Source organism: Microbacterium sp. bgisy203 (assembly GCF_057706945.1).
Genome location: NZ_JBYIPF010000008.1, coordinates 1 through 22147, shown reverse-complemented (window position 1 = coordinate 22147; position 22147 = coordinate 1). Strand labels below are relative to the sequence as shown.

Below are 22147 nucleotides of genomic sequence, written 5' to 3'. Positions count from 1 at the left end.
CTGACTATACATTCTCCGCTGTACTAATGCGAGGGCGGATGAGTCGCGGTACCCCGGCGACCATGACCACCATTGCGACGAGCTCCACCAAGGTCTGAGTCACTACAACCAACGGCGTCAGAGCGAAAGATGCCGGCAGCGCGAGAGCGAGCGGGAGCACGACCAGCGAGTTGCGGGTGACCCCGCTGAACGTGGCCGCCCGGCGGCTGGGAACATCCAAGCGTGCCGCGCTCCCGAGGAGCGCACCGAGTGGTGCCACGATTAGGACGAACACGACGAACACGGGAACCGCGATTAGCAGCTGGCCGAGAGCGCTGCTCACGCCGAAGACCTGCGAGCCGATCACCACGGCGAGAGTCAGCATCATCAGCGGCACCATTGCCGCCAGCACCACGCCCTCGATCGCGCGGCCGGCACGGAACCGTTTCGCCAGCAGCTGCGTGGCGGCGGCGAGAACGAGCGGCAGCACGATCAACAACAGAAGTGCCTCCACGAACGGATGCGGGTCGAACGCACCCACCACCTCGGCGCCGGCCATCAGCCACAGGTACACCGGCAGCAACACGATCTGCAGAAGCATCAGCAGGGGCGTGGCAGCAAGCAGCCGCGCACGTGCACCGCCAGCCAGGCCAGTGAACACAATCACGTAATCCACACACGGCGTCAGCAGCACGAACAACACCCCAACGAGCACCGCCTGATCAGCCGCCACGGCGCGACTCAACCCGAACACGACCACCGGCACGACGACGAAGTTCAGGACGAGCACGACGCCCAGGAACCGCCAATCCGTGAAGGCCCGGCCGATCGCCGTGAACGGCACCCCCAGGAACGTCGCGTACAGCAACAACCCGAGCACGGGATTGATCGCCGACTCGAGCGGATCCGCCACCGCCGGCACGAGTAGACCGACCACCGCACCCACGGCGATCGCTGCGAGGTAGAGCACTACCTGATGCCGCTCCCACCACTCCACAGCTGTGCACACGAGCACAAGCCTGTCGAATGTAGCCGGTTCGCCCCTAATCGAGTGAGCGAGTAACCCTTCACCCCCAGCCAATGGCAGGACTGCTAGGTGCATGCCAACTACCCGCGGAATCTGTCATTTCGGATAGGAACCGACACGGCACTTACACGCATCGTTCTCACCAATCTTTCGGATCCGCCACTTGTCCGCCACTTCATCTAAGAATCCGCCATCTTCGCCGAGAACCTACACGCACCGCGACACGCCGGGGAAGATGACGTCGAACGCCCGGAAATCCGCGGGAATCCGCGGTTCGTGGGTATATTCGGGACCGGTCCTTCCGACCAACCCGGGCAGTCGCCCGGTCCGATGTAACTGAAGGCGGCACACGCTGCCGTCTGGAGGAAACCCTATGGCTATCACCAAGACCGAGCTCGTCGCCAGCATCGCCAGCGCCACGGGCGAGAGCCAGGCCACCGTCACCCGCGTGATCGACGGCCTGTTCTCCGCCGTGTCCGAGGCCGTCGCCAAGGGCGAGAAGGTCACCATCCCCGGCTTCCTCTCGTTCGAGACGGTGGAGACCTCCGCGCGCACGGGCCGCAACCCGCAGACCGGTGCCGAGATCGCCATCCCGGCCGGCAAGCGCGTCAAGGTGACCGCGGGCTCGAAGCTCAAGGCTTCGGTCAAGTAAGTCGCTTCCGGAGGGGGATGCCTCGGGCCTGCGGGTCTGCGGTGTCCCCCTTCGTGGTGCCTGGGGGTCTTGATGCACCGCCGCTGGACGCCGCCGCGCGGCACTCGACGAGCGGGGGGAACGCGTCCGCGTAGGCTGGACGGGTGTCATCCCGAGCCTTTCGGGTCGCGGGTCCCGCGATCCTCGTCGTCGCCGCGCTCGCGGCGCTGATCGTCGGGCTCCTCTATGGCGGCGGGGCGGCGCCGCAGCTGCTCCAGGACTCCGGACCGGTCGTTCGCTGGGGCCTTCCCATCGCGACGCTCGCGGTCAACCTGACCGCCGCGGGCCTCGTCGGATCGCTCGTGCTCGCGCTGTTCGCGCTGAAGGCCGAGACGAAGCCGTTCGACGCCGCGCTGGACACGGCATCCGTCTCTGCGGCCGTCTTCACGGTCGCAAGCGCCGCCGTCGCATTCCTCACCTTCCTCAACATCTTCAACGCGACGCCGAGCGCGGGCGCGGAGTTCGGCCAACAGCTCGGACGCTTCCTCGTCGACACCGAGCCGGGGCGCGCGTGGGCGATCACGACCATCGCCGGCGCCGGCCTCACGGTGCTCACCTTCGCGGTACGCGGGTGGACCTCGACGCTCATCGTCGCGGGCCTCGCCATCGCCGCGCTCATCCCGATGGCGACGCAGGGGCACTCCGGCGATGAGGCTGGGCACGACACCGCCGTCATCGCGCTGGCCCTTCACATCATCGGGGCGGCGGTCTGGCTCGGCGGGCTGCTCCTGCTCGTCGTGCTGCGACCGAAGCTCGACGGCGACGACCTCGCTACCGTGCTCGCGCGCTACTCGACGCTCGCGCTCGCCGCGTTCGTCGTCGTCGCGCTCTCCGGCGTCGCGCGCGCGGTCGTCGGCGTCGTGTCGTGGCAGAACCTCCTGTCGCCGTACGGGATGATCCTCGGGGCGAAGGTCGCGGCGCTCCTTCTTCTCGGCGTGCTCGGCGCGACGTACCGGCGCGTGCTCATCGCCCGCATCCGCACGGATGCCGCGGCGCGCCGCTTCTGGGGGCTCATCGCGCTCGAGTTCGTGTTCATGGGCATCGCGTCGGGTGCGGCGGTCGCGCTCGCCCGCACACCCCCGCCGGTCGACACGGTGATCAGGACGCCGACGCCCGCCGAGCGCCTGACCGGCTCTCCGCTGCCGCCGGAGCTCACCCCGGCGCGCTGGTTCACGATGTGGGACATCGACCTGCTCTGGACGTTCGCGGTCGGATTCGGCGTGTTCTTCTACCTCGTCGGCGTCTGGCGGCTCCGCCGCCGCGGCGACACCTGGCCGGTCTACCGCACGGTGCTGTGGCTCGCGGGTCTCGCGCTCCTGTTCTGGGTGACCAGCGGTGCGGTCAACGCCTACCAGGACTACCTGTTCAGCATGCACATGGTCGGGCACATGCTGCTGTCGATGGCGATTCCGATGATGCTGGTCTTCGGGGCGCCGGTGACCCTGGCATCCCGTGCCATCGCGAAGCGCTCGGACGGCACACGCGGCGGCCGCGAGTGGATCCTCTGGGCGGTGCACACGCCGTTCGCGCGCGTGGTGACGAACCCCTTCTTCGCGGCGGCGATGTTCATCGGGTCGCTCTGGGCGTTCTACTATTCCGAGCTCTTCCGGTGGAGCCTGTACGACCACCTCGGGCACGAGTGGATGATCGCGCACTTCCTGATCTCGGGGTACCTGTTCGTGCAGTCGCTCGTCGGCGTCGACCCGGTGCCCTACCGCCTGCCGCATCCGTTCCGGCTGCTCATGCTCATCGGCGTGATGGCGATGCACGCCTTCTTCGGCATCGCGATCATGATGGCGCAGGGCCTGTTCGTCGCGGAGTGGTTCGGGTCGATGGGGCGTACGTGGGGAGACCCGCCGCTGGTCGACCAGTACACCGGCGGCGGGGTCGCGTGGTCGATCGGCGAGATCCCGACCCTCATCCTTGCGATCACCGTCGCGATCCAGTGGAGCCGGTCGGATGCCCGGCTGCAGAAGCGCGCCGACCGTCAGGCCGATCGGACGGGTGACGCGGAGCTCGAGGAGTACAACGCGCGCCTCGCGCGCCTCGCCGAGCGCGACGCGCGCACACGGCGCTGAGTGTCAGCTGCCGTCGGTGACCTGGATCGAGGCGGTGCCGTCGGGGAGGATCGTCACCGTGCCGCCGACGAAGAACGGGACGGCTTCGTCGAGGGTCCGGATGCTGCCGTCGTAGATCGAGCGGATGTCGACCTTGATGTGCGCGACCGCCTGCGTGCGGTCGATCTTCCACTGGGCGCCGTCGGGGGCGAGGCTGATCGTGGGCTGCTGTTCGATCGTCCACGCCGGCGGGCTCACGATGCGGTTCTGCACGACGAGGCCGAACGGGCATCCCGTGGGCTGGAGGACCTCCTGTGTCGCGCACGCGGTGAGGAAGGCGTCGACCTCGGTCTGCACGGCCGCGGTGAACTTCTCGGTGGGCTGCGTCTGCACCGACACGGGGATGCTCGCCTGGGGGGAGTCCGACAGCACCGCGACGCCGGGGCTCGTCGAGACCGCCGTGTCGACCGAGATCGAATACAGGCCGGGGGAGAACACGAGAAGATCGACCGGCTCGAGCGGATCGGCGTCGACGCCGTCGGGGGAGACCTGTCGGGTGTCGAGTGCGAAGCCGTTGACCGAGAACGCGGTCGCGCCGCGGAGCGAGAGGTCGATCACCGCGAGGGGGCTGGTCGCGAAACGCCACGTCGGCGCGAGTCCCACCTGTCCGGCCTGCTCGACGCGGAAGGTCGTCCTGCCTTCGTGCCGTCCGGCGCCGTAGGTGGCCGTGACGACCGTCACGCTGCCGTCGACGCGCTCCTCCGTCACGACGATGTCCGTCAACGGGGCGAGGGCCGCCTGCCGCAGGAGTGCCTCGCTCGCGTCCGGCGGCAGACCCGACGCCGCGAGCTGGGCCGAATCGACCGCGACGCCCGGGAGAGCGAGGGCCTCCGCAGCCTGACCGCGGCTGAGGAGATCGAGGTAACGCTCGACGAACGCCGCCGGGCTGTAGAGGTCTCGGTACAGGGCCGCCGCCGTCGCCCCGAATGCACCCACGAGCAGGATGCCGACGATGCCCAGCGCCAGGAGGTCGCGGCCGAGCGTACGGCGGCGTCGGCGGGGCGGGGCGGCGACGGCATCCGTCTGCGTCGTCGGGAGCGACGGTGCAGCGACGGGGCGCGCCGAATCGGCATCCGTCACGCCGCCCGCGTCCGTCACGTCTGTCGCCCTCCCCACGCGCCCAGTCTAGGAAACCCACCCTGGTAGCTAGCATGGTCCGGTGAGTACGCCCCCGTCGCCGACGTCGCTGTCGCGCGAGCAGGAGGAGCTCTACCGTCTCATCGAAGATACCCGCGAGCACGTCTTCGTGACGGGACGCGCGGGCACCGGCAAGTCGACGCTGCTGCAGCACCTGGCGTGGAACACCGACAAGCAGATCGCCGTGTGCGCGCCGACGGGTGTCGCGGCGCTGAACGTCGAGGGGCAGACGATCCACTCGCTGTTCCGCCTGCCGATCGGGCTCATCGCCGACAGCGAGCTCGAGCAGTCGGAGCCGACGCGGAAGATCCTGAACGCGATCGACACGCTCGTCATCGACGAGATCTCGATGGTGAACGCCGACCTGATGGATGCCATCGACCGCTCGCTCCGGCAGGCGCGTCGGCGCCGCGCGGAGCCGTTCGGCGGCGTGCAGATCGTGATGTTCGGCGACCCGTATCAGCTCTCACCCGTTCCGCCGCGGGGCGACGAGCGGCGCTACGTCGACGACCACTACCGGTCGTTCTGGTTCTTCGACGCGCAGGTGTGGGCCGGTCCCTCGTCGGGGTCGGGCACGGGCCTGGGCGGCACGGTGGCGCAGGGCGCGGTGCGCTCGGACGGCCTGCTCGACCTCGGTCGGGTCGGGGCGCCGCTGAACATCCGCGAGCTGCGCGAGATCCACCGTCAGTCCGACGACGGCTTCAAGGCGATGCTCAATGCCGTGCGGTACGGCGTCGTCACGGCGGACATCGCCGGAATGCTCAACGCTGCCGGCGCCCGGCCCGTACCCGAGCCCGCCGACGGTGAGCCGCCGATCATCACGCTCGCGACGCGCAACGACATCGTGAACCGCATCAACCAGCGCCACCTCGACGCGCTGCCGGGCCCCGTCCAGACGGCGCGCGCCGAGATCTCCGGCGACTTCGGGCGAGGGGATGCCGCGTACCCGGCCGACGCCGAATTGCAGCTGAAGGTCGGTGCGCAGGTGATGTTCCTCCGCAACGACGTCCCGGGGTTCGGGCCTGGCAGCGGCTCTGGTGGCGGCGGTCCGCGGTGGGTGAACGGGTCGATCGGGACGGTCACGCGGATCGCCGGGGGAACGGTGCGCGTCGAGATCGACGGTGAGGAGCACGACGTCGAGCCGACGGTGTGGGAGAGGTTCCGCTACGCCTACGACCCGGGGTCGCGGAAGCTGACGCGCGAGATCGCGGCGGAGTTCACGCAGTTCCCGCTGCGGCTCGCGTGGGCCGTGACGATCCACAAGTCGCAGGGCAAGACGTACGACCGCGCCGTGATCGACCTCGGCTCGGGCGCGTTCGCGCCCGGCCAGACCTACGTCGCGCTGTCGCGCTTGACCTCGCTCGACGGGCTGTACCTGACCCGCCCGCTCCGACCGAGCGACATCCTGGTGGATGCCGACGTCCGCCGGTTCATGGCCGGGGTCCGCGCCGCCGGGTTCTGACCCCCGCGCCGCACCCCCCCCCACGGCGGGGGTTGCGGCGGGATGTTCAGGCGGCGGATGCCTTGGCGGCGGCGAGGTCGACGAACAGGTCGGTGTTCAGCTGGTAGGCGGCGAGGACCTCGTCGATGACGCGCTCGGATTCCGCGGCATCCCACGGCGCGGCGTCGAGCTGGGCGCGGTAGACGTCCTTGAACGCGGCGGGGTCGGCGATCTCGTCGAAGATGTAGAAGCCGATGCCGTTCGTCTCGAATCCGAAGCGACGGGCCATGAGCTTGCCGATGAACAGGCCTCCGGACAGGTCGCCGAGGTAGCGGGTGTAGTGGTGCGCGACGTAGCCGCCCGCCCAGTTCCGCGAGACCTCCTCGATGCGCGCGACGTAGCGCTCGGTGGTGGGGAGCGGGGCGATGCGCTCGCGCCAGTCGGGCCCGAGGAGGAACGCGAGGTCGGCCTCGAGGGCCGGCAGGCGCGTGAGCTTCTCGGTGATGAAGGGGGCGGCGACGGGGTCGCTCTTCATCCGCTCGGCGCCGGCTTCGAGCGCGGCGTAGATGAACCAATGCTGCGCGACGAGGGCGATGTAGTCGTCGCGGGTGCCCTCGCCCTTCATGAGATCGCTCATGAAGCCGGCGCCTTCGCTGCCGGAGTGCGCGGTGCGGGAGCGCTCGCGGAGCGCGGTCGAAAACGGGGTGAGGTCGACCATGAGCGTCAGCATAACTGAAACTAAGGCTCACCTAAACTGAAGGTTGTGAGGGAGTCGTTATGTGACGGCTGAACGGCGGTGATCTCGCTACACGCCCGCTCCGCGGCGCACTCGATCGGCGGAGGGCCGGGACGCGCGAAGGCTCAGACGTGGGGGCGGGCGGCGACGCCGAGGCGCGCGCACGCCGCATCGTAGAGCGCGACGATCTCGCGGCGCACCTCGCGGCGCTCGGTGATCGGGCCGCCCGGCCACGGCACGCGGATGACGTCCTCGCCGCCGTCGGCCGTGTAGACGTGCCACTGCCCGGCACCGCCGTCGAAGGTGACCATGTCGGCGCGGATGACGTCGGCGAGCGGCGAGAACGCGCGGGCGATGAGGAGGTTGTCGTCGGCGTGGTCGTCGTTCATGTGGCCGAGCACGCCGGCGAGGGCGGCGTCGTCGAAGGCGTGGGTCATGGCTTCAGCCTAGGCATCCCGGCGGAGGACCCCTTCATGACAGACCTCTCATCTGCGTGTCGCCGCTCACGGGCGCGTGCGCGCCGTGGCCTACGCTGGGGAGGAGACTTCGGGGGTGAGGGATGCCGCGTTCCGTTCGCGGGCGACGACTGGTCGCTCTGGCGTGCGCCACCGCACTGGCCCTGACGCTCGCGGCGTGCTCGGCGGATGCCTCAGCGACGGTCGAACTGCCGGCGCAGGTCGACGCGGATCTGCCCGCCGACGTGCAGACCCAGCTCCAGACCGCGGTCGAGCGGGCGGTTGCCGGGTCGGGCGCCTCCGGCGCGGTGGTCGGCGTGTGGGCGCCCTGGTCGGGGACCTGGGTCGCCGGGTCGGGATCGCTGATGCCGGGCGGAGCGGCCGCGGGGACGACGAGCTCCTTCAAGGCCGGCGCCGTGACGCGCTCCATGACCTGCGACGTGCTCTACGGTCTCGTCGCCGACGACGTCGTCGAGCTCGACGACCCCGCCTCGAAGTACGTCGCGAGCCTCGCATCGCAGACACCGGTGACGCTCGGGCAGCTGTGCGACTCGACGAGCGGCATCGCCTCGTACACGCCCGCGCTCACCGACAGGTTCTTCAAGAACCCCGAGCGCGTCTGGAACCCGCGCGAACTCCTGTCCTACGGGCTCGCCGCGACCGGTGACACGCAGCCGGGCGCCGCGTTTGCCGACTCTGACACCGGGTACGTGCTGCTCGGGATCGCGCTCGAGCACGCGTCGCGGCGCTCTGCGGCCGACCTCTTCCAGGAGTATGTGTTCGGGCCGAACGGCATGACGGCGAGCTCGCTGCCGACGCGGTCGGTCGACCTCGATCTGCACGGGCTGTGGTCGCCGAACGCGGAAGACGGGAGTGTCGCGTGCGCCGCCCCCGTCGACGTCACCGCACTGTCGTCGAGCGCCGGGTTCACGGCATCCGGTGTCGTCTCCGACGTGGCCGACCTCGGGCGCTACACGCAGGGACTCGCGATGGCGAAGCGGCCCTTCGACAGTGAGGCGCGCTGGAACGATCCGCTGCCGGCGGGCGCGGATGCCCCGTCGTGGTTCACTGCGACGGGCGGCGCCTACCAGGCGGGCTCCCTCATCGGACAGTACGGGTCGATCCCCGGGTACCTGACGGCGGCGTTCGCGGACCGGAACACGGGGATGACGATCGTCGTCGTGCTGAACAACTCGCGCGCCTCGGACGTGCTGGTGCGGAGCCTTGCGTGGGAGCTCGCGGCGATCGCGTCGAAGGCTCCGGCGGCGTCGGGGCAGACGACGCCCGACGCGGGCCTCCCCTGGACGGCCGAGGACATGGGCGCGCAGGTGACGGCGAACGCCGTCTGCCCGATTCCGTGACGCGCGGCGCGGCTGCGCGCGGCTCGGCGACGGGCGCCGTTGGGCTGGTAGTCGCGGGCCTGGCCTGCCAGGAGGTCGGGGCGTCGGTCGCGGTGCTCCTGTTCGATCGAGTCGGCCCTCTCGGCATGGTGATGCTGCGACTCCTGTTCTCGGCGCTGGTGCTGATGCTCATCGCGCGGCCTGCACTGCGCGGACATTCGCGGCGTGACTGGGCGGCTGTCGTGCAGTTCGGCCTCGTTCTGGCCGTCATGAATGGGCTGTTCTACCTCGCGCTCGAGCGGCTGCTGCTCGGAGTGACGGTGACGATCGAGGTGCTCGGTCCGCTTGCGTTGTCGATCATCGCCGGACGGCGCGCGTCGTCGTGGCTGTGGGCGGGACTCGCCCTCGCCGGTGTGGTCGCGCTCGCCGGAGGCGGGTGGGACAGGCTCGACGCGCTCGGTGTCGTGTTCGCTCTGGGCGCCGCGGCGGCGTGGGCGTACTACATCCTGTCGTCGGCGCGGGTAGGGGCGGCCTTCCCGAAGCTCGACGGGCTCGCCCTGGCGATGACGATCGGCGCGCTCGTGTCGCTGCCCTTCGGCATCGTGCAGGCGCAGGGCGCGCTGCTGCGCATCGACATCCTCGCGCTGGGGGCGGCCGTGGCGATCCTTTCGTCGACGCTGCCCTATGCGTTCGAACTCGTCGCGCTGCGGAGGCTCCCGGCATCCGCCTTCGCGATCCTCATGAGCCTCGCGCCGGCCGTCGCCGCACTCGCAGGCTTCGTGCTGCTCGGCCAGCACCTCGCGGCGCTGGAGATCGTCGGGATCGCCCTCGTGATCGCGGCGTCGATCGGCGCGGTGCGCGCCGCCGGGCGCCGCGCGCGGAAGGGTGTCGAGCCGGTCGCCTGAGCGGGGCTGTCGTGGATTCGGAGATGTGCGACGGATTCGGATGCCTGAAGCCCAGGCATCCGAATGCGTGCCTTATCTCCGAATCCGCGACGTGGCGCGCGGGGCGAGGAAGAGCGCAAGGCCGAAGAGCAGGACCGCGAGCGCCCACCCGAGCCCGCCCCCGAGCGTCGCGCCGGTGGCGGCGAGGGAGGAGGATGCCGCGGGCGTCGCGGTCGGGGCCGGGGTGGCTGCCGGCGAGGCGCTCGGTGTGGGTGTCGGCGTCGGTGCCGGGGTGGGTGTCGGCGAGGCGCTCGGTGTAGGTGTCGGCGTCGGCGTCGGTGTGGGCGTCGGTGTGGGTGTCGGGGTGGGCGTCTGCGTCGGGGTGGGCGTCGGCGTCGGGGTGGGTGTCGGCGTCGGCGTCGGTGTGGGTGTCGGCGTCGGTGTGGGTGTAGGTGTGGGCGTCGGTGTCACCGCGGCCGGGGCGACGGTGAACTCGACGACGATGCTGTCGGTGCCGGCGGCGGCTTCGAGCGGCGCGACCCGGGCGAGCCGGGCGACCGGGTTCGGCATGGTCGGGAGCGCGGCGGCGGTGATGGTGACGGAGTAGTGTCCGGCGGCATCTGGCGCAGGGGTGCCCGCGAGGGTTCCCGTGCCGTCGCCGTTGTCGGTGAAGGTGACGCCGCGCGGCAGCGCTCCGGTGAGGGTCAGCGCGGGCGGCGGGAACCCGGCGGCCGAGAACGTGAACGACCCGGCGGTCCCCGCGGTGAAGGCCACCTGCGGGAGGAGGGCGAAGGACGGCGCCTGCGTGACGGTGAGCTTCAGTGCCTGGGTGGCCGACCCCGTGGAGGATGCCGCGGTGATCTCGATCTCGTGCACGCCCGCGACGGTCGGGATGCCGCCGATCACGCCGGTGCCGTCTCCGCGGTCAGTGAACGTCACGCCCGCCGGGAGGCCGGTCGCGGCGAGCGTTGCGACGGGGTAGCCGGTCGTGGTGACCGCGACCGAGAGCGCGTCGCCGAGTGCGCCGCGCGCGGTCGCCGGCGAGGTGAACGACGGAGCTGCCGTCGTCTCGATGGTCCACGGCGCCGATGCGCTGCCGACGCGGTTGGTCGCCGTCAGGGTGGCCGTCGAGCGTCCCGGCGCGGTCGGCGTGCCGGCGATGCGCCCCGTGCCGTCGCCGTTGTCGGTGAACGTCAGGCCCGCGGGGAGGTCGGTTGCGGTGAGGGCGGGAGCGGGGAGGCCCGTCGCGACCGGGTGGACCGTGATGGACAGTTGCATCGCGGCGGGGTTCGGTGTCAGCGAGTTCACGGCGGCGACCTGCAGCGTCGTGGGTGCGCGGAGGTCCGCGGGAGCGGATCCCTTCAGCGTCACGCGCCCGTCCCCGTGGTCGCCGCGGAGCTCCTCGTCGCGACCCTCGGTGAGGAGCGTGGGTTCTGGTACTTCGCCGAGCCGCGCGACAGCGCGCTGCCGGCACCGGAGCTCGACGTGACCGTCTCGCCGGCGGAGGAGGGCGCGGTCGATGTGACGCTCGCGGCGCGCACCTTCGCGCGGGACGTCACGTTGCTCGTCGACAAGGCGGCACCGGATGCCGTCGCCGAGCGCGCCCTCGTGACACTGCTGCCGGGGGAATCGACGACCGTGCGGGTGAGGGGTCTGCCCGCCGACGCCGACGCGGAGTCGTTCGCCGAGCGACTCGCCGACCCGCGGGTGCTGCGCAGCGCCGGGCAGCTGGTCTGAGCGGAGCGCGGGCGCGGCTTCAGGCGGCGTGGGCGGGCGCTTCGGCGCGCGCTGCCTCGCGCTTCCGACGAGGAGCCTTCGACGCGCGCAGGCCGTTGAGGATCGACACGAGGTCGACGCTCTCCTGCAGGGCGGCGCCGATGACGGCGGGGATGACGCCGAAGGCGGCGATCACCATGAGGATGACGCTCAGCGAGATGCCGATGACGATGCTCTGCGTCGCGATGTGGACGGTGCGGCGCGCGATCGTGATCGACTGCGGGACCTTGCCGAGGTCGTCGACCATGATGACGACGTCGGCGGACTGACTGGCGGCGGTCGATCCCTTGGCGCCCATCGCGACGCCGACGTCGGCAGCGGCAAGGACGGGCGCGTCGTTGACGCCGTCGCCGACCATCATGACGGGGCGGTCGGTGAGATTCGACACGGCCTCCACCTTGTCGGCGGGGAGGAGCCCGGCGCGGACGTCGGAGATGCCGACGACGCCGGCGATGCGGTCGGCGGTCGCCTGCGCGTCGCCGGTGAGCATGACGGTGTTGCGGATGCCGAGGTCGTGGAGCCTGTGAACGGTGTCGGCGGCGTTAGCGCGGACGTGGTCGGTGAGGACGACGCGGCCGGCCGCGACGCCGTCGACGGCGACGGAGACCGCCATCTGCCCGGCTTCGAGGGGCGTCTCCGCCGGGAGTGACGATGTGTCGGCATCCAACGCCTCGTCAATCACCCAGGAGCGCTTGCCGACGACGACGCGATGTCCGTCGACGGTGGCGGCGACACCGTTGCCGGAGGTCTCCTCGATGTCGGTCGCGGGTTCCGGGGTGCCGTCGGTCAGTCCGGTGAGGGCGTGGGCGAGGACGTGCGACGAGTACTGCTCGGCGGCGGCGACGTAGCGGCTGACGTCGGCGACGGCGAAGCCGGGGGCGGCATCGACGTGGTCGACTTCGGGGCGTCCGTAGGTGAGGGTGCCCGTCTTGTCGAACGCGACGGACTTCACTCCTGCGAGCTGCTCGAGGGTGCCGCCGCTCTTGACGACGATGTTCTCGTGGGCGGCGCGACTCATGCCGCCGATGAACGCGACGGGTGCGGCGATGAGGAGCGGGCACGGGGTGGCGACGACGAGGACTTCGGCGAATCGCGTCGGGTCCTTCGAGACCCACCAGGCGATACCGGCGATGAGGAACGCGACGATCGTGAACGGGATGGAGAATCGGTCGGCGAGGCGGACGAACGGCGCTTTGCTGTTGGATGCCGATTCGACCAGCGCGACGATCTGCTGGTATTGACTGTCGGCGGCGCGTGCGGTGGCGCGGACGTGCGCCGGGCTCTCGCCGGTGACCGAGCCGGAGAGCACGCCGTCGCCGCGTGTGTGGGTGACGGGGAGGCTTTCGCCGGTGAGTGAGGACTCGTCGAGCTCGGCGTCGTCGTCTTCGAGGGTGCCGTCGACGGGGATGGTCTCGCCGGATTTGACGAGCAGGAGGTCGCCGACCGCCACGTCATCGACGCTGATGTCGGTGATGGTGCCGTCGTCGGCGACGCGATGCGCCGTCCGCGGCGTGCGGTCGAGGAGGGCGCTGACTTCGCTGCGGGCGCTGCGATTGGCGTAGTCCTCGAGGGCCTCGCCGCCCGTCATCATGAGGCACACCATGAGCGACGCCCAATAGTCGCCGATCGCAACGGTGCTGATGATCGCGGTGATGGCGAGGATGTCGAGACCGACCGCGCCCGACATCAGCTCCTTGATCATCCCCCACGCCTGCACCGCCGCGACGAGGATGCAGTACGCGCTGACGAGCCACGCGGCGACCGTCTTGCCGTCGACGGATCCGAAAGTGAGGGGACCGAACGTGAGGATGAGGCCCACGATCGCGACGACGATCGTCGCGGTCACCCACGGGTAGCTGCGCGCGGCGGAGAGGATGCGGTCGGCGCGCTTTTCGGAGTCGTGCATCGTGTACGTCCAGTTCGTCGGAGCTGCCCGGCAAGGGGTCGAGGGTGCTCGCGGGGTGGAGTCGGAGGAGCCTCCCGGTTGTGCGCATCCTAGCGCGGGCCCCCTCGGGCTGTGCTCGGGTGCGAGGATGGACTCGTGTCTTCCCCTCAAGTCAGTGCTGACTCCAACGCCTGGTTCGACCACGCCTTCTCCGCCGCCCCGCTCATGCTGATCCTCCGTGGACTCGGCGTCGAACGATCGGTCGAACTCTCCGAACGTGCCTGGGATCTCGGTATCGACATGGTCGAGATCCCGCTGCAGAGCGATACGGATGCCGAGGCTTTGCGCACCCTCGCGCCCCGCGCCGCGGAACGCGGGCTGTGCGTGGGGGCGGGGACGATCCTCGACCCCGAGGGCGTGCGGCTCGCGGCAGAGTGCGGGGCGGCGTTCACGGTGGCGCCGGGAACGTCGCGTGAGGTGCTCGAGGCGTCGGTGGATCTCGGCATCCCGCACCTTCCGGGAGTCGCGACGGCGACCGAGATCCACGCGGCGCTCCGACACGGTGTGCGCTGGGTGAAGGGCTTTCCGGCGGCGCGCCTGGGTGCGTCGTGGTTCCGCGACATGCGGGGTCCGTTCCCCGAGGTGCGCTTCGTCGCCACCGGGGGGATGAGCGCGCACAACGCGGCGGAGTTCCTCGACGCGGGGGTCAGCGTCGTCGCGGTCGGCTCGGCGATCGAAGACGAGGCGCAGATTCCGGCGCTCGCCGAACTTCTCGCGGGGCGTTGATGACGCCGCGGGTCGTGACGCTCGGGGAAACGATGATTCAGCTCTCGCCGGGAACCGACTCGCTGGGCAAGGCAGATGCGCTCGCCGTCGGGATCGGCGGTGCGGAGTCGAATCTTGCGTGCTATCTGGCGGCGTCGGGCACGCCCGTGACGTGGGTGAGCGCGCTCGGCGACGATCCGTTCGGCGACCGGGTGCACGCCGCCGTCGCGGCGTACGGCGTCGAGGTGTCCCTCGCCGAACACTCCCACAGGTCGACGGGCGTGTACGTCAAGGACCCGCGGCCGGCGGGGACACGAGTGCACTACTACCGTTCCGGATCGGCGGCCTCGGCTCTGTCGCCCGTCGATCTCGCGCGGATGCCGCTGTCGGGAGCGGGTGTCCTGCACCTGACGGGCATCACGCCCGCCCTCTCCGCGTCGTGTGCCGACCTCGTGGATGCGGCGATGGCCACGGCGCGCGCGGAAGGCGTCGTCATCAGCTTCGACGTCAACATGCGGCCGTCGCTGTGGCCGGATGCCGCCACCGCGGCCAACGTCCTGCGGCGCTTCGCCCGCGCCGCGGATATCGTCTTCGTCGGCCGCGATGAGGCGGAAGCCCTGTGGGGCACACCGACGGCGGACGAGATCGCGGCGTACCTCGAGGTGGGACACCTCGTCGTCAAAGACGGTGAGGTCGGCGCGACGTCGTTCGTTGCGGAGAGCGACCCGGTCTTCGTACCGGCACCGGTCGTCGACGTGGTCGAACCCGACGGTGCCGGCGACGCGTTCGCTGCCGGGTACCTGCGCGCGATGCTGGGTGGGGCCGCCGAGGCGGATCGCCTGGTCGAGGGGCACCGCTTCGCGGCGCTCGCGCTCGGATCGCACGGCGATCTGCCGAGTCCGGAGCTGGTGCGCGCCGCGCTATCGGGTGTGGGCGCGGGTCCCGTCGACGGCGTGACCGAGTGCGGCACCGCCGGCGCGGGCTGACGGCGGAGACTGTTTCGTTCCCGTCGGGTACCCGGAGCGCCGCGCCGGGTGGACGGGCTCACTCACCTGATATCACCCGGGCGGGTCGCCCACCTGCACTAACCCGCCTGAGTCGGCGCGCGATTCAGAAGGGCGCGGTGCCGCCGGCGCGCAGGGTGCCGCCGGCGCGCACGGTGTCGCGCCGTGTCTCAGGTTGGAAGGCGACGGGTGGGGCAGGGGCGTCTTCGCGGTATTCGCGTCCGGTGGGGGATGTCCACACGAGGGTGCCGTGGCTGAGTTGTCGCACTCTCCAGGGGGTGAACTGCTTCATCGAGTGGTGTCGCTGACAGAGGTGGGCGAGGTTTCCGAGCGCGGTCGGTCCGCCGAGGGCGGCGTCGATGGTGTGGTCGATCTCTGAGCGGATCGCGGGGCGACGGCATCCGGGAAAGCGGCAGTGCTGGTCGCGGGCGCGGAGGTAGCGGCGCTGTGGGATCGAAGTGCGGTAACGGTCGATGGTGACGACGGTGCCGTCGACGGGGTCGGTGAGCACGCGAGTCCAGCTGGGTGCCGCTGCGGCGAGGCAGCGGGCGGTGTCGGCATCGATCGGAGAGCGGCCGACGAGGTCGGCGGGCCCGTCGTCGGCCCCGAGGAGAGTGAGGGCGGGCACGATGACCTGCACCTGCGCGCGGATCGCGCCCAACGCGCCCGCCCCGTCACCGCTCGCGGTGGGGTCCAGCGCAGGGGCGCCGGTGAGAAGGAGGTCGGCGAACACGTCCGTGCGGACCTCGTCGATCTTGCGGGTGTCGCCGTCGTCCTTCTCGCGGGAGTCGATGACGGCGTGGGCCTGCTGGGTGAGGCGGTCGAGGATGCCGTCGCCGATCACGGTCGGGACCGTCGCGATCACCTCGCACACCCCGTCGAGCCCCGGCACCAACCGCACGCATCGCTGCGCGGCGGCGTCGCGGTGGCGCTCCGTGAAGGAGCGTTCCGCGTATCGCTCGGCGAGGATGTCGAGCCCCGGCTTGACCCGATTCGGGGTGTCCTGTTCGCACCGGGAGATCGCGTCGACCTCGAACGCGTGACGCCGGTCTGCGGGTACGACGCAGCCGGCATCCACGATCACGCGGACGTGCCCGCGCGTGATGCGGCCCTCTTCCCACGCGGCGAGCGTCGCGGGGTAGTCCTCCACGATCGTGCGAGCCTCGTCGATCCGCCGCTGCACGGTCCGGTCGGTGATCCGCATGACTCCGCCGAGCTCTGCCGCGATCGATCGCAGCGCCATCTCGTGCACCCGCACCGACTCGCGCGACCCGGACGCCTGCGCCGCCGCGAGCTGCCCCGCCCGGGCGAGCAGCCTCGTCTGACCGACCTCCGCCGCACGCAGCGCCGCGTCGACGTTCTCGACGCCCGCGACGATCTCCGCCAGCGCGGCGAGGTCGCCATCACCAGTCGGGACCATCTCGAAATCGTTCATATATACGACACTAGCGGTACCCTCCGACATTGACCCTCGAAGAGAAGCAGGAAGGCCCTGAGAATCTAAAACCTAGAACCTAAGACCCCGCCACCGCCCGCAACACGCGATCGTCGCCGTCCCGCGGCGATCCGCGCCCGTCGGTGTTGTTGGTCAGCATCCACAGCGATCCGTCGGGAGCCACCGTCACGTCACGAAGGCGTCCGTACTCCCCGCCGAGCAGTTCGCTCGCCCCACCGAGGTCGTCGACCGGCACGCTGCGCAGGCGCTCGCCCCGGAGGTTCGCGATCACGACCGCGCCCCGGGTGATCGCGAGGCCGCTCGGGCTCGCGGCATCCGTGGGCCACTGCTGCACCGGGTCGATGAAGCGATCGCCCCCGCCCGTGCCCTCGACGTCCGGCCAGCCGTAGTTGCCGCCGGACGTGATGACATTGAGCTCGTCCCAGGTGTTCTGGCCGAACTCGCTCGCGAGCATCGTGCCGTCGGTCATCCAGCCGATGCCCTGCGGATTGCGGTGGCCGAGACTCTAGACGAACGACCCGGCGAAAGGGTTGTCTGCCGGCGCATCGCCATCGGGTGTCATCCGCAGTATCTTCCCCGCAAGGCTGCCAGCATCCTGCGCGGCGCCGCGGTCACCGGCATCCCCTGTTGTCACATACAGCATGCCGTCGGGTCCGAAGGCGATGCGCCCGCCGTTGTGTGTGCGGGCGGAGGGGATGCCGTCGATGATCGTCTCCGCAGCGCCGAGGCGCAGCGATCCCGGCTCGCCCGTCACGGTGAACCGCTGCACGCGATTGCCGGACGGGCCCGTCGAATACGCGTAGAGGCGTCCGTCGTCGTCGACCGCGAGCCCGAGAAGTCCGCCCTCGCCGCCGTGGACGACGTCGTCGACGGTGCCGATGACGCGCGATCCGTCGCCGACCACCTCGCGCACGGCGCCTGTGTCGCGTTCGCTGATCAGCGCCGCGTCGCCGCGGAATGCGATCGACCACGGCGCGTCGAGGCCGTCGACGACGGTCGTCGGTTCGCCGGCCGAGAGGGGTGGCGTCGGCGGAGAAGCGGATGCCTCCGTGCGGGGCGCAGTACCGTTCGGCGCGGGGTCGACGGGCGCCGTGCTCACGCAGGCCGACAGGACGAGCGCCGCAGCGGCGAGAAGCGAGAGGGCGGCTCGTCGGGTGGTCACGGCGGATCCTTTCGTCGACCGCGGCGCCGGAGAGGGCGTCGACCACCAGCCTCACCCGGGGAGGCGATGGGGTCCAAGGGGTTGCGGCGCGGCACGGAGCGCACACCCGTCAGCGGCGGCGAGTACGGCGACGGAACGACGCCAGGGCGACGGATCCGCCTGCCAGCAGAGTCAACGCCCCGAGGAGCACCGCCGACGGAGCTGTCGATCCTGTGCGGGGCAACGTCCTGTCCGCGTTCCCGGGCGGGGTATCCCGAGAGCCTGATCCGCCGCTCTGTGAGCCGACCGCGGGCGGCATCGACGCGCCTCCGCCGACCGCGGGCGGCATCGACGCGCCTCCGCCGAGCGCAGGCGCGGCACGGGAGACCACGGTCACGGTCGCGGGTTTCCCAGTGCTGCCATCCTTGTCCGTCGCGGTGACCGACGCGGTGAAGGATCCCGGCGTACGGTACGTGTGGGTGATCGGCGGGTCGGCTGCGCCGATCACCACCTGGACGGGTGAGCCGTCGCCCCAGTCGACGTGGTACTGGAATTCTGAGGCGAGGTCAGCTGATGAGGGATCATCGGCAGAAACCTCGACCGTGAATGGGACGTTCACCGTGGCGGCGAGCGGTCCCGTCACGGCAGCCTCCGGTGCCGCGTTCGCGATCGCGATCGACGTCGCGCTCTCGACCGTCTCCGCTGAACCGAGCCGCAGCGCGCCCGGGTCACCCACCACCGCGAACCGCTGCGCGCGGTTGCCCATGGTCGCTGCGACAGATCGCCCGAAAGTTGGAGTACCGGCATCCCTAATCTGAGTTAGAGTGCGTAACACAGAATAAAGAATGGGCTGGTCATGGATAGGTGGACGTCTGAGCCCGCGGGCGAACTGCCACCGCACGGCCGGCCCACCGTCTCGTGGCAGCAGGCGATCCGCGGCGGCAGCAAGGCAGATCGGATGCTCCGCGAGGTGGAGACCCGAGTCCCCCCAAAGATTTCGAAGCGAGCCTTCACGCTCCCTGCGGATCTGATCGCCGCAAACGAACGAGCGCTCGGTGCGCTCGGAGCGATGGATGCGGAAGCGACCGGCCAACCACGCGCCTTCGCCAGGTTTCTGATCCGCAGCGAGTCCGTCGCCTCATCGAAGATCGAACGGGTCTCGGCATCCGTCGACGATTTCGCACGCGCGATTGCCGGGAACAGGTCAAATGCCTCGGCAGTCAGCATGGTCGCTGGTGCCGCGGCGCTGAACGCTCTCGTCGAATCCGCCGGTCAGAGTGGCCGCATCGAACGTTCCGACCTCGTGCGCGCGCACGCCGCCCTCATGAGGGACGACCCCGACGAGGGCCCCTACGCAGGGACGGTCCGAGAAGACCAGAACTGGATCGGCGGGAGTGACCATAGCCCCCTCGGAGCGATCTACGTTCCCCCGCCCGCAGACCTCCTCGACGAACTGCTGGACGACCTCATCGCTTTCGCGAACAGAGACGACCTGCCCACACTGCTCCAGGCGACCGTCGCGCACGCCCAGTTCGAATCCATCCACCCGTTCGGAGACGGAAACGGACGCATCGGGCGCGCGCTCATCGGCGCCATCCTTCGCCGCCGCGGTGTCACGACGAACACCGTCGTCCCGGTCGCGAGCGGCCTCCTCGCCCGACGAGACGGCTACTTCGACGCCCTCGGCGACTACCGCGAAGGCAACCTGACCCCGCTGCTCTCCGTGATGCTCACCTCCGCTACCGTGGCAGCCGAAGAGGGACGCGTCTCCGTCCAGCGCATCAAGGAGCTTCCGGCCGACTGGGCCGAGCGCACTGGCGCTCGCCGCGGGTCGACGGCCGCCGCGCTCCTGCCCGCGTTCTTCGACAACCCGGTGATGAACGCCGACGAGGTGGAGCAGATCGTCGGCACCGCCGCCCAGTCCGTGTACACCGCGCTCGCTCGTCTGGAAGCCGACGGGATCGTCCAGGAGATCACCGGACGCAAACGCAATCGCGTGTGGGCGGCGACGGACCTCATGGGAGAGCTCACCGCACTCGACGGTCGCATCGCCGCGCGCATGAAACATCGCTGAGTCATCAGTCGAGGGTCCCGCGCACACCACGATGAACTCATCGCGGACGCGACACCCATTCGCTCACGACGTAGCAAAGGGGTGCCGGCCGGCCGGCCGTGTAGCCCAGGCCATTGCGGTGGCCCGTGCGGTAGCGCCTCGAAATCGGCCGTTGCCAATACCGTCGGGGCGGTGCAGCGGGGACGCCGGGGCACCGTTGCGCGAACCTGCAAGCCACGCGTTGAAAGGCGTTCGACCAGGGGTCTTCTATGGTGGAGGGGCTGACGGGAATCGAACCCGCGCTGTCTGCTTGGGAAGCAGAAGTTCTGCCATTGAACTACAGCCCCGAGGCCTCGCGATGCACCTGCGTCTCACGCCGTGCGCACTGCTCGGTTCCTCCAGCATAGTCGGGCGCTCGCGGTCCTGCGCGATCTCGGTCGTCCACACCGAGACCTCGACTCTGAGGTTCGGTCAGATGCCGATCTCCATGGCATCCGTCGCCCACACCCGGGGAATATGCGTCTGCATATATCTGTTCCACTCCGCGGCCCCGGAAGCACGGGCGCCTCAGGAAAGGACCTCCCATGTCGCACCCCCGTCCCCGCATCGCCGTCATCGTCGGCAGCGCCCGCCCCGTCCGCATCGGCGACCAGCTCGGCGCCTCGATCGCCGCTGTCATCGATGACGCGGTGGACGCCGACATCCGCGTGCTCGACCTCCGCGACATCGCCCTGCCCATGCTCGACGAGCCGGTCATGGCCGCCCTGGGCCAGTACGCGCACGATCACACGAAGCGCTGGGCGGCGGAGATCGCCGACACGGATGCCGTCGTCTTCCTCACCCCGCAGTACAACGGCGGCTACCCGGCATCGCTCAAGAACGCTATCGACTACCTCGGCGCCGAATGGCGCGGGCGGCCCGGCGCGATCGTCAGCTACGGCGGCCAGGGCGGACCTCTGTCGGCGGCGCAGCTCACCGGCGTCCTGCAGTTCATCGGCATCGACCTCGCCGAGACGCAGCCGCAGCTCGTGATCGAGCGCACGGACTACACGCCCGACTGGCACCTGGGCGACCCGGACGCGGTCGTGGCCCGCGACACCCCGGCGCTCCAGGCGATGGCCGCCGAGCTCGTCGCGAAGGTCCAGGATGCCGCGAACGCTCAGGATGCCGCAGGAGTTCAGGATGCCGCGAAGGAAGCCGTCGTCGCCCCAGCCTGATCCTTCACCAGCGGATCACCACCCGTCCGAGACGCCTTCGCGCATCTTCGCTCCCGTGACCTCCCGGAGGAACGCGACCTCCGCCTTCATCGCCTGCTTCGCTTGTGCCTCCCGTGCTGGTCGTGATGCACGCCGCGCGTCGCGATCTCGAGAGCGATCTCGGCGCGCTGACCTTGACCGCACCCGCGAGATCCTCGCCGACGTCGCCGCCGTCCGCGACGACCCGGCCCTCACGGTGATCGACGGCCGCGAGTTGTTCGGCGAGGGGGATGCCGGGCTGCTCTACGACCGGCTCCACCCCGACCAGGAGGGCCTCGACCTCATCGCGGAGCGGTTCGTCGCGCGCATGCGCGACGCCGCGATCATCCCCGCGCGCGCCGGCGCCTGGCGGCGGCGGCGGGGGCACGGGCCAGCACGCGGTCGCACTACGCTGAAGGCGTGCTCCTCAGCGACCGTGACATCCGCTCCGAGATCTCGACCGGACGGGTCGGCCTCGACCCGTGGGACCCGGCTATGGTCCAGCCGTCGAGCGTCGACGTGCGTCTCGACCGGTACTTCCGGCTGTTCGACAACCACAAGTACCCCTTCATCGACCCTGCCGAGGATCAGCCCGACCTCACGCACCTCATCGAGGTGGCGCCCGACGAGCCGTTCATCCTGCACCCCGGCGAGTTCGTCCTCGGCTCGACGTTCGAGCAGGTGACCCTCCCCGACGACATCGCCGCGCGCCTCGAGGGCAAGTCGTCGCTGGGGCGCCTGGGCCTGCTCACGCACTCGACCGCGGGGTTCATCGACCCGGGCTTCTCGGGGCACGTGACGCTCGAGCTCTCGAACGTCGCGACCCTCCCGATCAAGCTGTGGCCCGGGATGAAGATCGGCCAGCTCTGCTTCTTCCGACTCTCGTCCGCCGCCGAGAACCCCTACGGCACCGGCCCGTACTTGAACCGGTACCACGGCCAGCGGGGGCCGACGGCATCCCGTTCGTTCCAGAATTTCCACCGCACCGACGTCGGCTCGACCGACGCGGGCGCACGCGGCAACTG

The 22147-nt window shown here is 70.4% G+C and carries 19 protein-coding genes, 1 tRNA gene and 1 pseudogene; 11 read left to right on the top strand and 10 right to left on the bottom strand.

Annotated elements, in window-relative coordinates:
• Positions 1 to 4: 4 nt before the first annotated feature.
• Positions 5 to 949 (bottom strand): bile acid:sodium symporter, encoded by a 945-nt coding sequence (locus tag AC3ENQ_RS11650; RefSeq protein ID WP_431804779.1) that lies wholly within the window; start codon positions 947 to 949, stop codon positions 5 to 7.
• A 430-nt stretch (positions 950 to 1379) separates the two neighbouring features.
• Between AC3ENQ_RS11650 and AC3ENQ_RS11645 the strand changes: the two genes are divergently transcribed.
• Together AC3ENQ_RS11645 and AC3ENQ_RS11640 are read left to right on the top strand one after the other, a co-directional pair.
• Entirely contained in the window at positions 1380 to 1658 is a 279-nt protein-coding gene (locus AC3ENQ_RS11645; RefSeq protein ID WP_431804777.1) for an HU family DNA-binding protein, read from the top strand.
• A 143-nt stretch (positions 1659 to 1801) separates the two neighbouring features.
• Complete coding sequence (locus AC3ENQ_RS11640) at positions 1802 to 3775, top strand: bifunctional copper resistance protein CopD/cytochrome c oxidase assembly protein (protein ID WP_431804775.1); 1974 nt, start codon at positions 1802 to 1804, stop codon at positions 3773 to 3775.
• A 3-nt stretch (positions 3776 to 3778) separates the two neighbouring features.
• On the opposite strand, the gene AC3ENQ_RS11635 is transcribed toward AC3ENQ_RS11640, so the two are convergent.
• Positions 3779 to 4930: a hypothetical protein gene (locus tag AC3ENQ_RS11635; protein ID WP_431804773.1), complete on the bottom strand. Its 1152-nt coding sequence runs from the start codon at positions 4928 to 4930 to the stop codon at positions 3779 to 3781.
• 43 nt (positions 4931 to 4973) lie between these two features.
• Here AC3ENQ_RS11635 and AC3ENQ_RS11630 point away from each other — a divergent pair, with 43 nt between their 5' ends.
• Positions 4974 to 6413 (top strand): ATP-dependent DNA helicase, encoded by a 1440-nt coding sequence (locus AC3ENQ_RS11630; RefSeq protein ID WP_431804771.1) that lies wholly within the window; start codon positions 4974 to 4976, stop codon positions 6411 to 6413.
• Positions 6414 to 6459: 46 nt separating this feature from the next.
• On the opposite strand, the gene AC3ENQ_RS11625 is transcribed toward AC3ENQ_RS11630, so the two are convergent.
• Both AC3ENQ_RS11625 and AC3ENQ_RS11620 read right to left on the bottom strand, forming a co-directional pair.
• Complete coding sequence (locus AC3ENQ_RS11625; protein ID WP_431804769.1) at positions 6460 to 7110, bottom strand: biliverdin-producing heme oxygenase; 651 nt, start codon at positions 7108 to 7110, stop codon at positions 6460 to 6462.
• Between the two features lie 143 nt (positions 7111 to 7253).
• Positions 7254 to 7565, bottom strand: a complete 312-nt coding sequence (locus AC3ENQ_RS11620) for a DUF2470 domain-containing protein (protein ID WP_431804767.1) — start codon at positions 7563 to 7565, stop codon at positions 7254 to 7256.
• Positions 7566 to 7687: 122 nt separating this feature from the next.
• Here AC3ENQ_RS11620 and AC3ENQ_RS11615 point away from each other — a divergent pair, with 122 nt between their 5' ends.
• Together AC3ENQ_RS11615 and AC3ENQ_RS11610 are read left to right on the top strand one after the other, a co-directional pair.
• Positions 7688 to 8944: a serine hydrolase domain-containing protein gene (locus tag AC3ENQ_RS11615; protein WP_431804765.1), complete on the top strand. Its 1257-nt coding sequence runs from the start codon at positions 7688 to 7690 to the stop codon at positions 8942 to 8944.
• Positions 8941 to 9828 (top strand): EamA family transporter, encoded by an 888-nt coding sequence (locus AC3ENQ_RS11610; protein WP_431804763.1) that lies wholly within the window; start codon positions 8941 to 8943, stop codon positions 9826 to 9828. The genes AC3ENQ_RS11615 and AC3ENQ_RS11610 overlap by 4 nt, the downstream gene beginning before the upstream one ends.
• Before the next feature lie 72 nt (positions 9829 to 9900).
• Here the strand turns inward: AC3ENQ_RS11610 and AC3ENQ_RS11605 are convergent, their stop codons facing one another.
• On the bottom strand, positions 9901 to 11178 hold the full coding sequence (locus tag AC3ENQ_RS11605) for a putative Ig domain-containing protein (protein ID WP_431804761.1): 1278 nt from the start codon (positions 11176 to 11178) through the stop codon (positions 9901 to 9903).
• 12 nt (positions 11179 to 11190) lie between these two features.
• Between AC3ENQ_RS11605 and AC3ENQ_RS11600 the strand changes: the two genes are divergently transcribed.
• The gene (locus AC3ENQ_RS11600) at positions 11191 to 11544 is read left to right on the top strand and encodes a glycoside hydrolase family 2 protein (protein ID WP_431804759.1); all 354 of its coding nucleotides are present in this window, start codon (positions 11191 to 11193) and stop codon (positions 11542 to 11544) included.
• Between the two features lie 19 nt (positions 11545 to 11563).
• On the opposite strand, the gene AC3ENQ_RS11595 is transcribed toward AC3ENQ_RS11600, so the two are convergent.
• Positions 11564 to 13489, bottom strand: a complete 1926-nt coding sequence (locus AC3ENQ_RS11595; protein ID WP_431804757.1) for a heavy metal translocating P-type ATPase — start codon at positions 13487 to 13489, stop codon at positions 11564 to 11566.
• Positions 13490 to 13624: 135 nt separating this feature from the next.
• Between AC3ENQ_RS11595 and AC3ENQ_RS11590 the strand changes: the two genes are divergently transcribed.
• Entirely contained in the window at positions 13625 to 14254 is a 630-nt protein-coding gene (locus tag AC3ENQ_RS11590; RefSeq protein WP_431804755.1) for a bifunctional 4-hydroxy-2-oxoglutarate aldolase/2-dehydro-3-deoxy-phosphogluconate aldolase, read from the top strand.
• Positions 14254 to 15219, top strand: coding sequence for a sugar kinase (locus tag AC3ENQ_RS11585; RefSeq protein WP_431804753.1), 966 nt, complete (start codon positions 14254 to 14256; stop codon positions 15217 to 15219). The genes AC3ENQ_RS11590 and AC3ENQ_RS11585 overlap by 1 nt, the downstream gene beginning before the upstream one ends.
• 124 nt (positions 15220 to 15343) lie before the next feature.
• Here the strand turns inward: AC3ENQ_RS11585 and AC3ENQ_RS11580 are convergent, their stop codons facing one another.
• The 3 genes and pseudogenes from AC3ENQ_RS11580 to AC3ENQ_RS11570 form a co-directional block, all read right to left on the bottom strand.
• Positions 15344 to 16672 (bottom strand): HNH endonuclease signature motif containing protein, encoded by a 1329-nt coding sequence (locus AC3ENQ_RS11580; protein ID WP_431804751.1) that lies wholly within the window; start codon positions 16670 to 16672, stop codon positions 15344 to 15346.
• A gap of 79 nt (positions 16673 to 16751) precedes the next feature.
• A pseudogene (locus tag AC3ENQ_RS11575) lies at positions 16752 to 17792 on the bottom strand (PQQ-dependent sugar dehydrogenase).
• A gap of 172 nt (positions 17793 to 17964) precedes the next feature.
• Positions 17965 to 18927, bottom strand: a complete 963-nt coding sequence (locus tag AC3ENQ_RS11570) for a PKD domain-containing protein (protein ID WP_431804749.1) — start codon at positions 18925 to 18927, stop codon at positions 17965 to 17967.
• Positions 18928 to 19059: 132 nt separating this feature from the next.
• On the opposite strand from AC3ENQ_RS11570, the gene AC3ENQ_RS11565 reads away from it, so the two are divergent.
• Positions 19060 to 19908, top strand: coding sequence for a Fic family protein (locus tag AC3ENQ_RS11565; protein WP_431804747.1), 849 nt, complete (start codon positions 19060 to 19062; stop codon positions 19906 to 19908).
• A 252-nt stretch (positions 19909 to 20160) separates the two neighbouring features.
• Here AC3ENQ_RS11565 and AC3ENQ_RS11560 read toward each other — a convergent pair.
• Positions 20161 to 20234: transfer RNA gene (locus AC3ENQ_RS11560), tRNA-Gly, on the bottom strand.
• 237 nt (positions 20235 to 20471) lie between these two features.
• Between AC3ENQ_RS11560 and AC3ENQ_RS11555 the strand changes: the two genes are divergently transcribed.
• Complete coding sequence (locus AC3ENQ_RS11555) at positions 20472 to 21104, top strand: NADPH-dependent FMN reductase (RefSeq protein ID WP_431804745.1); 633 nt, start codon at positions 20472 to 20474, stop codon at positions 21102 to 21104.
• Between the two features lie 438 nt (positions 21105 to 21542).
• Positions 21543 to 22147: dCTP deaminase (dcd, locus tag AC3ENQ_RS11550; RefSeq protein ID WP_431804743.1), on the top strand; the 605-nt coding region annotated here is incomplete at its 3' end.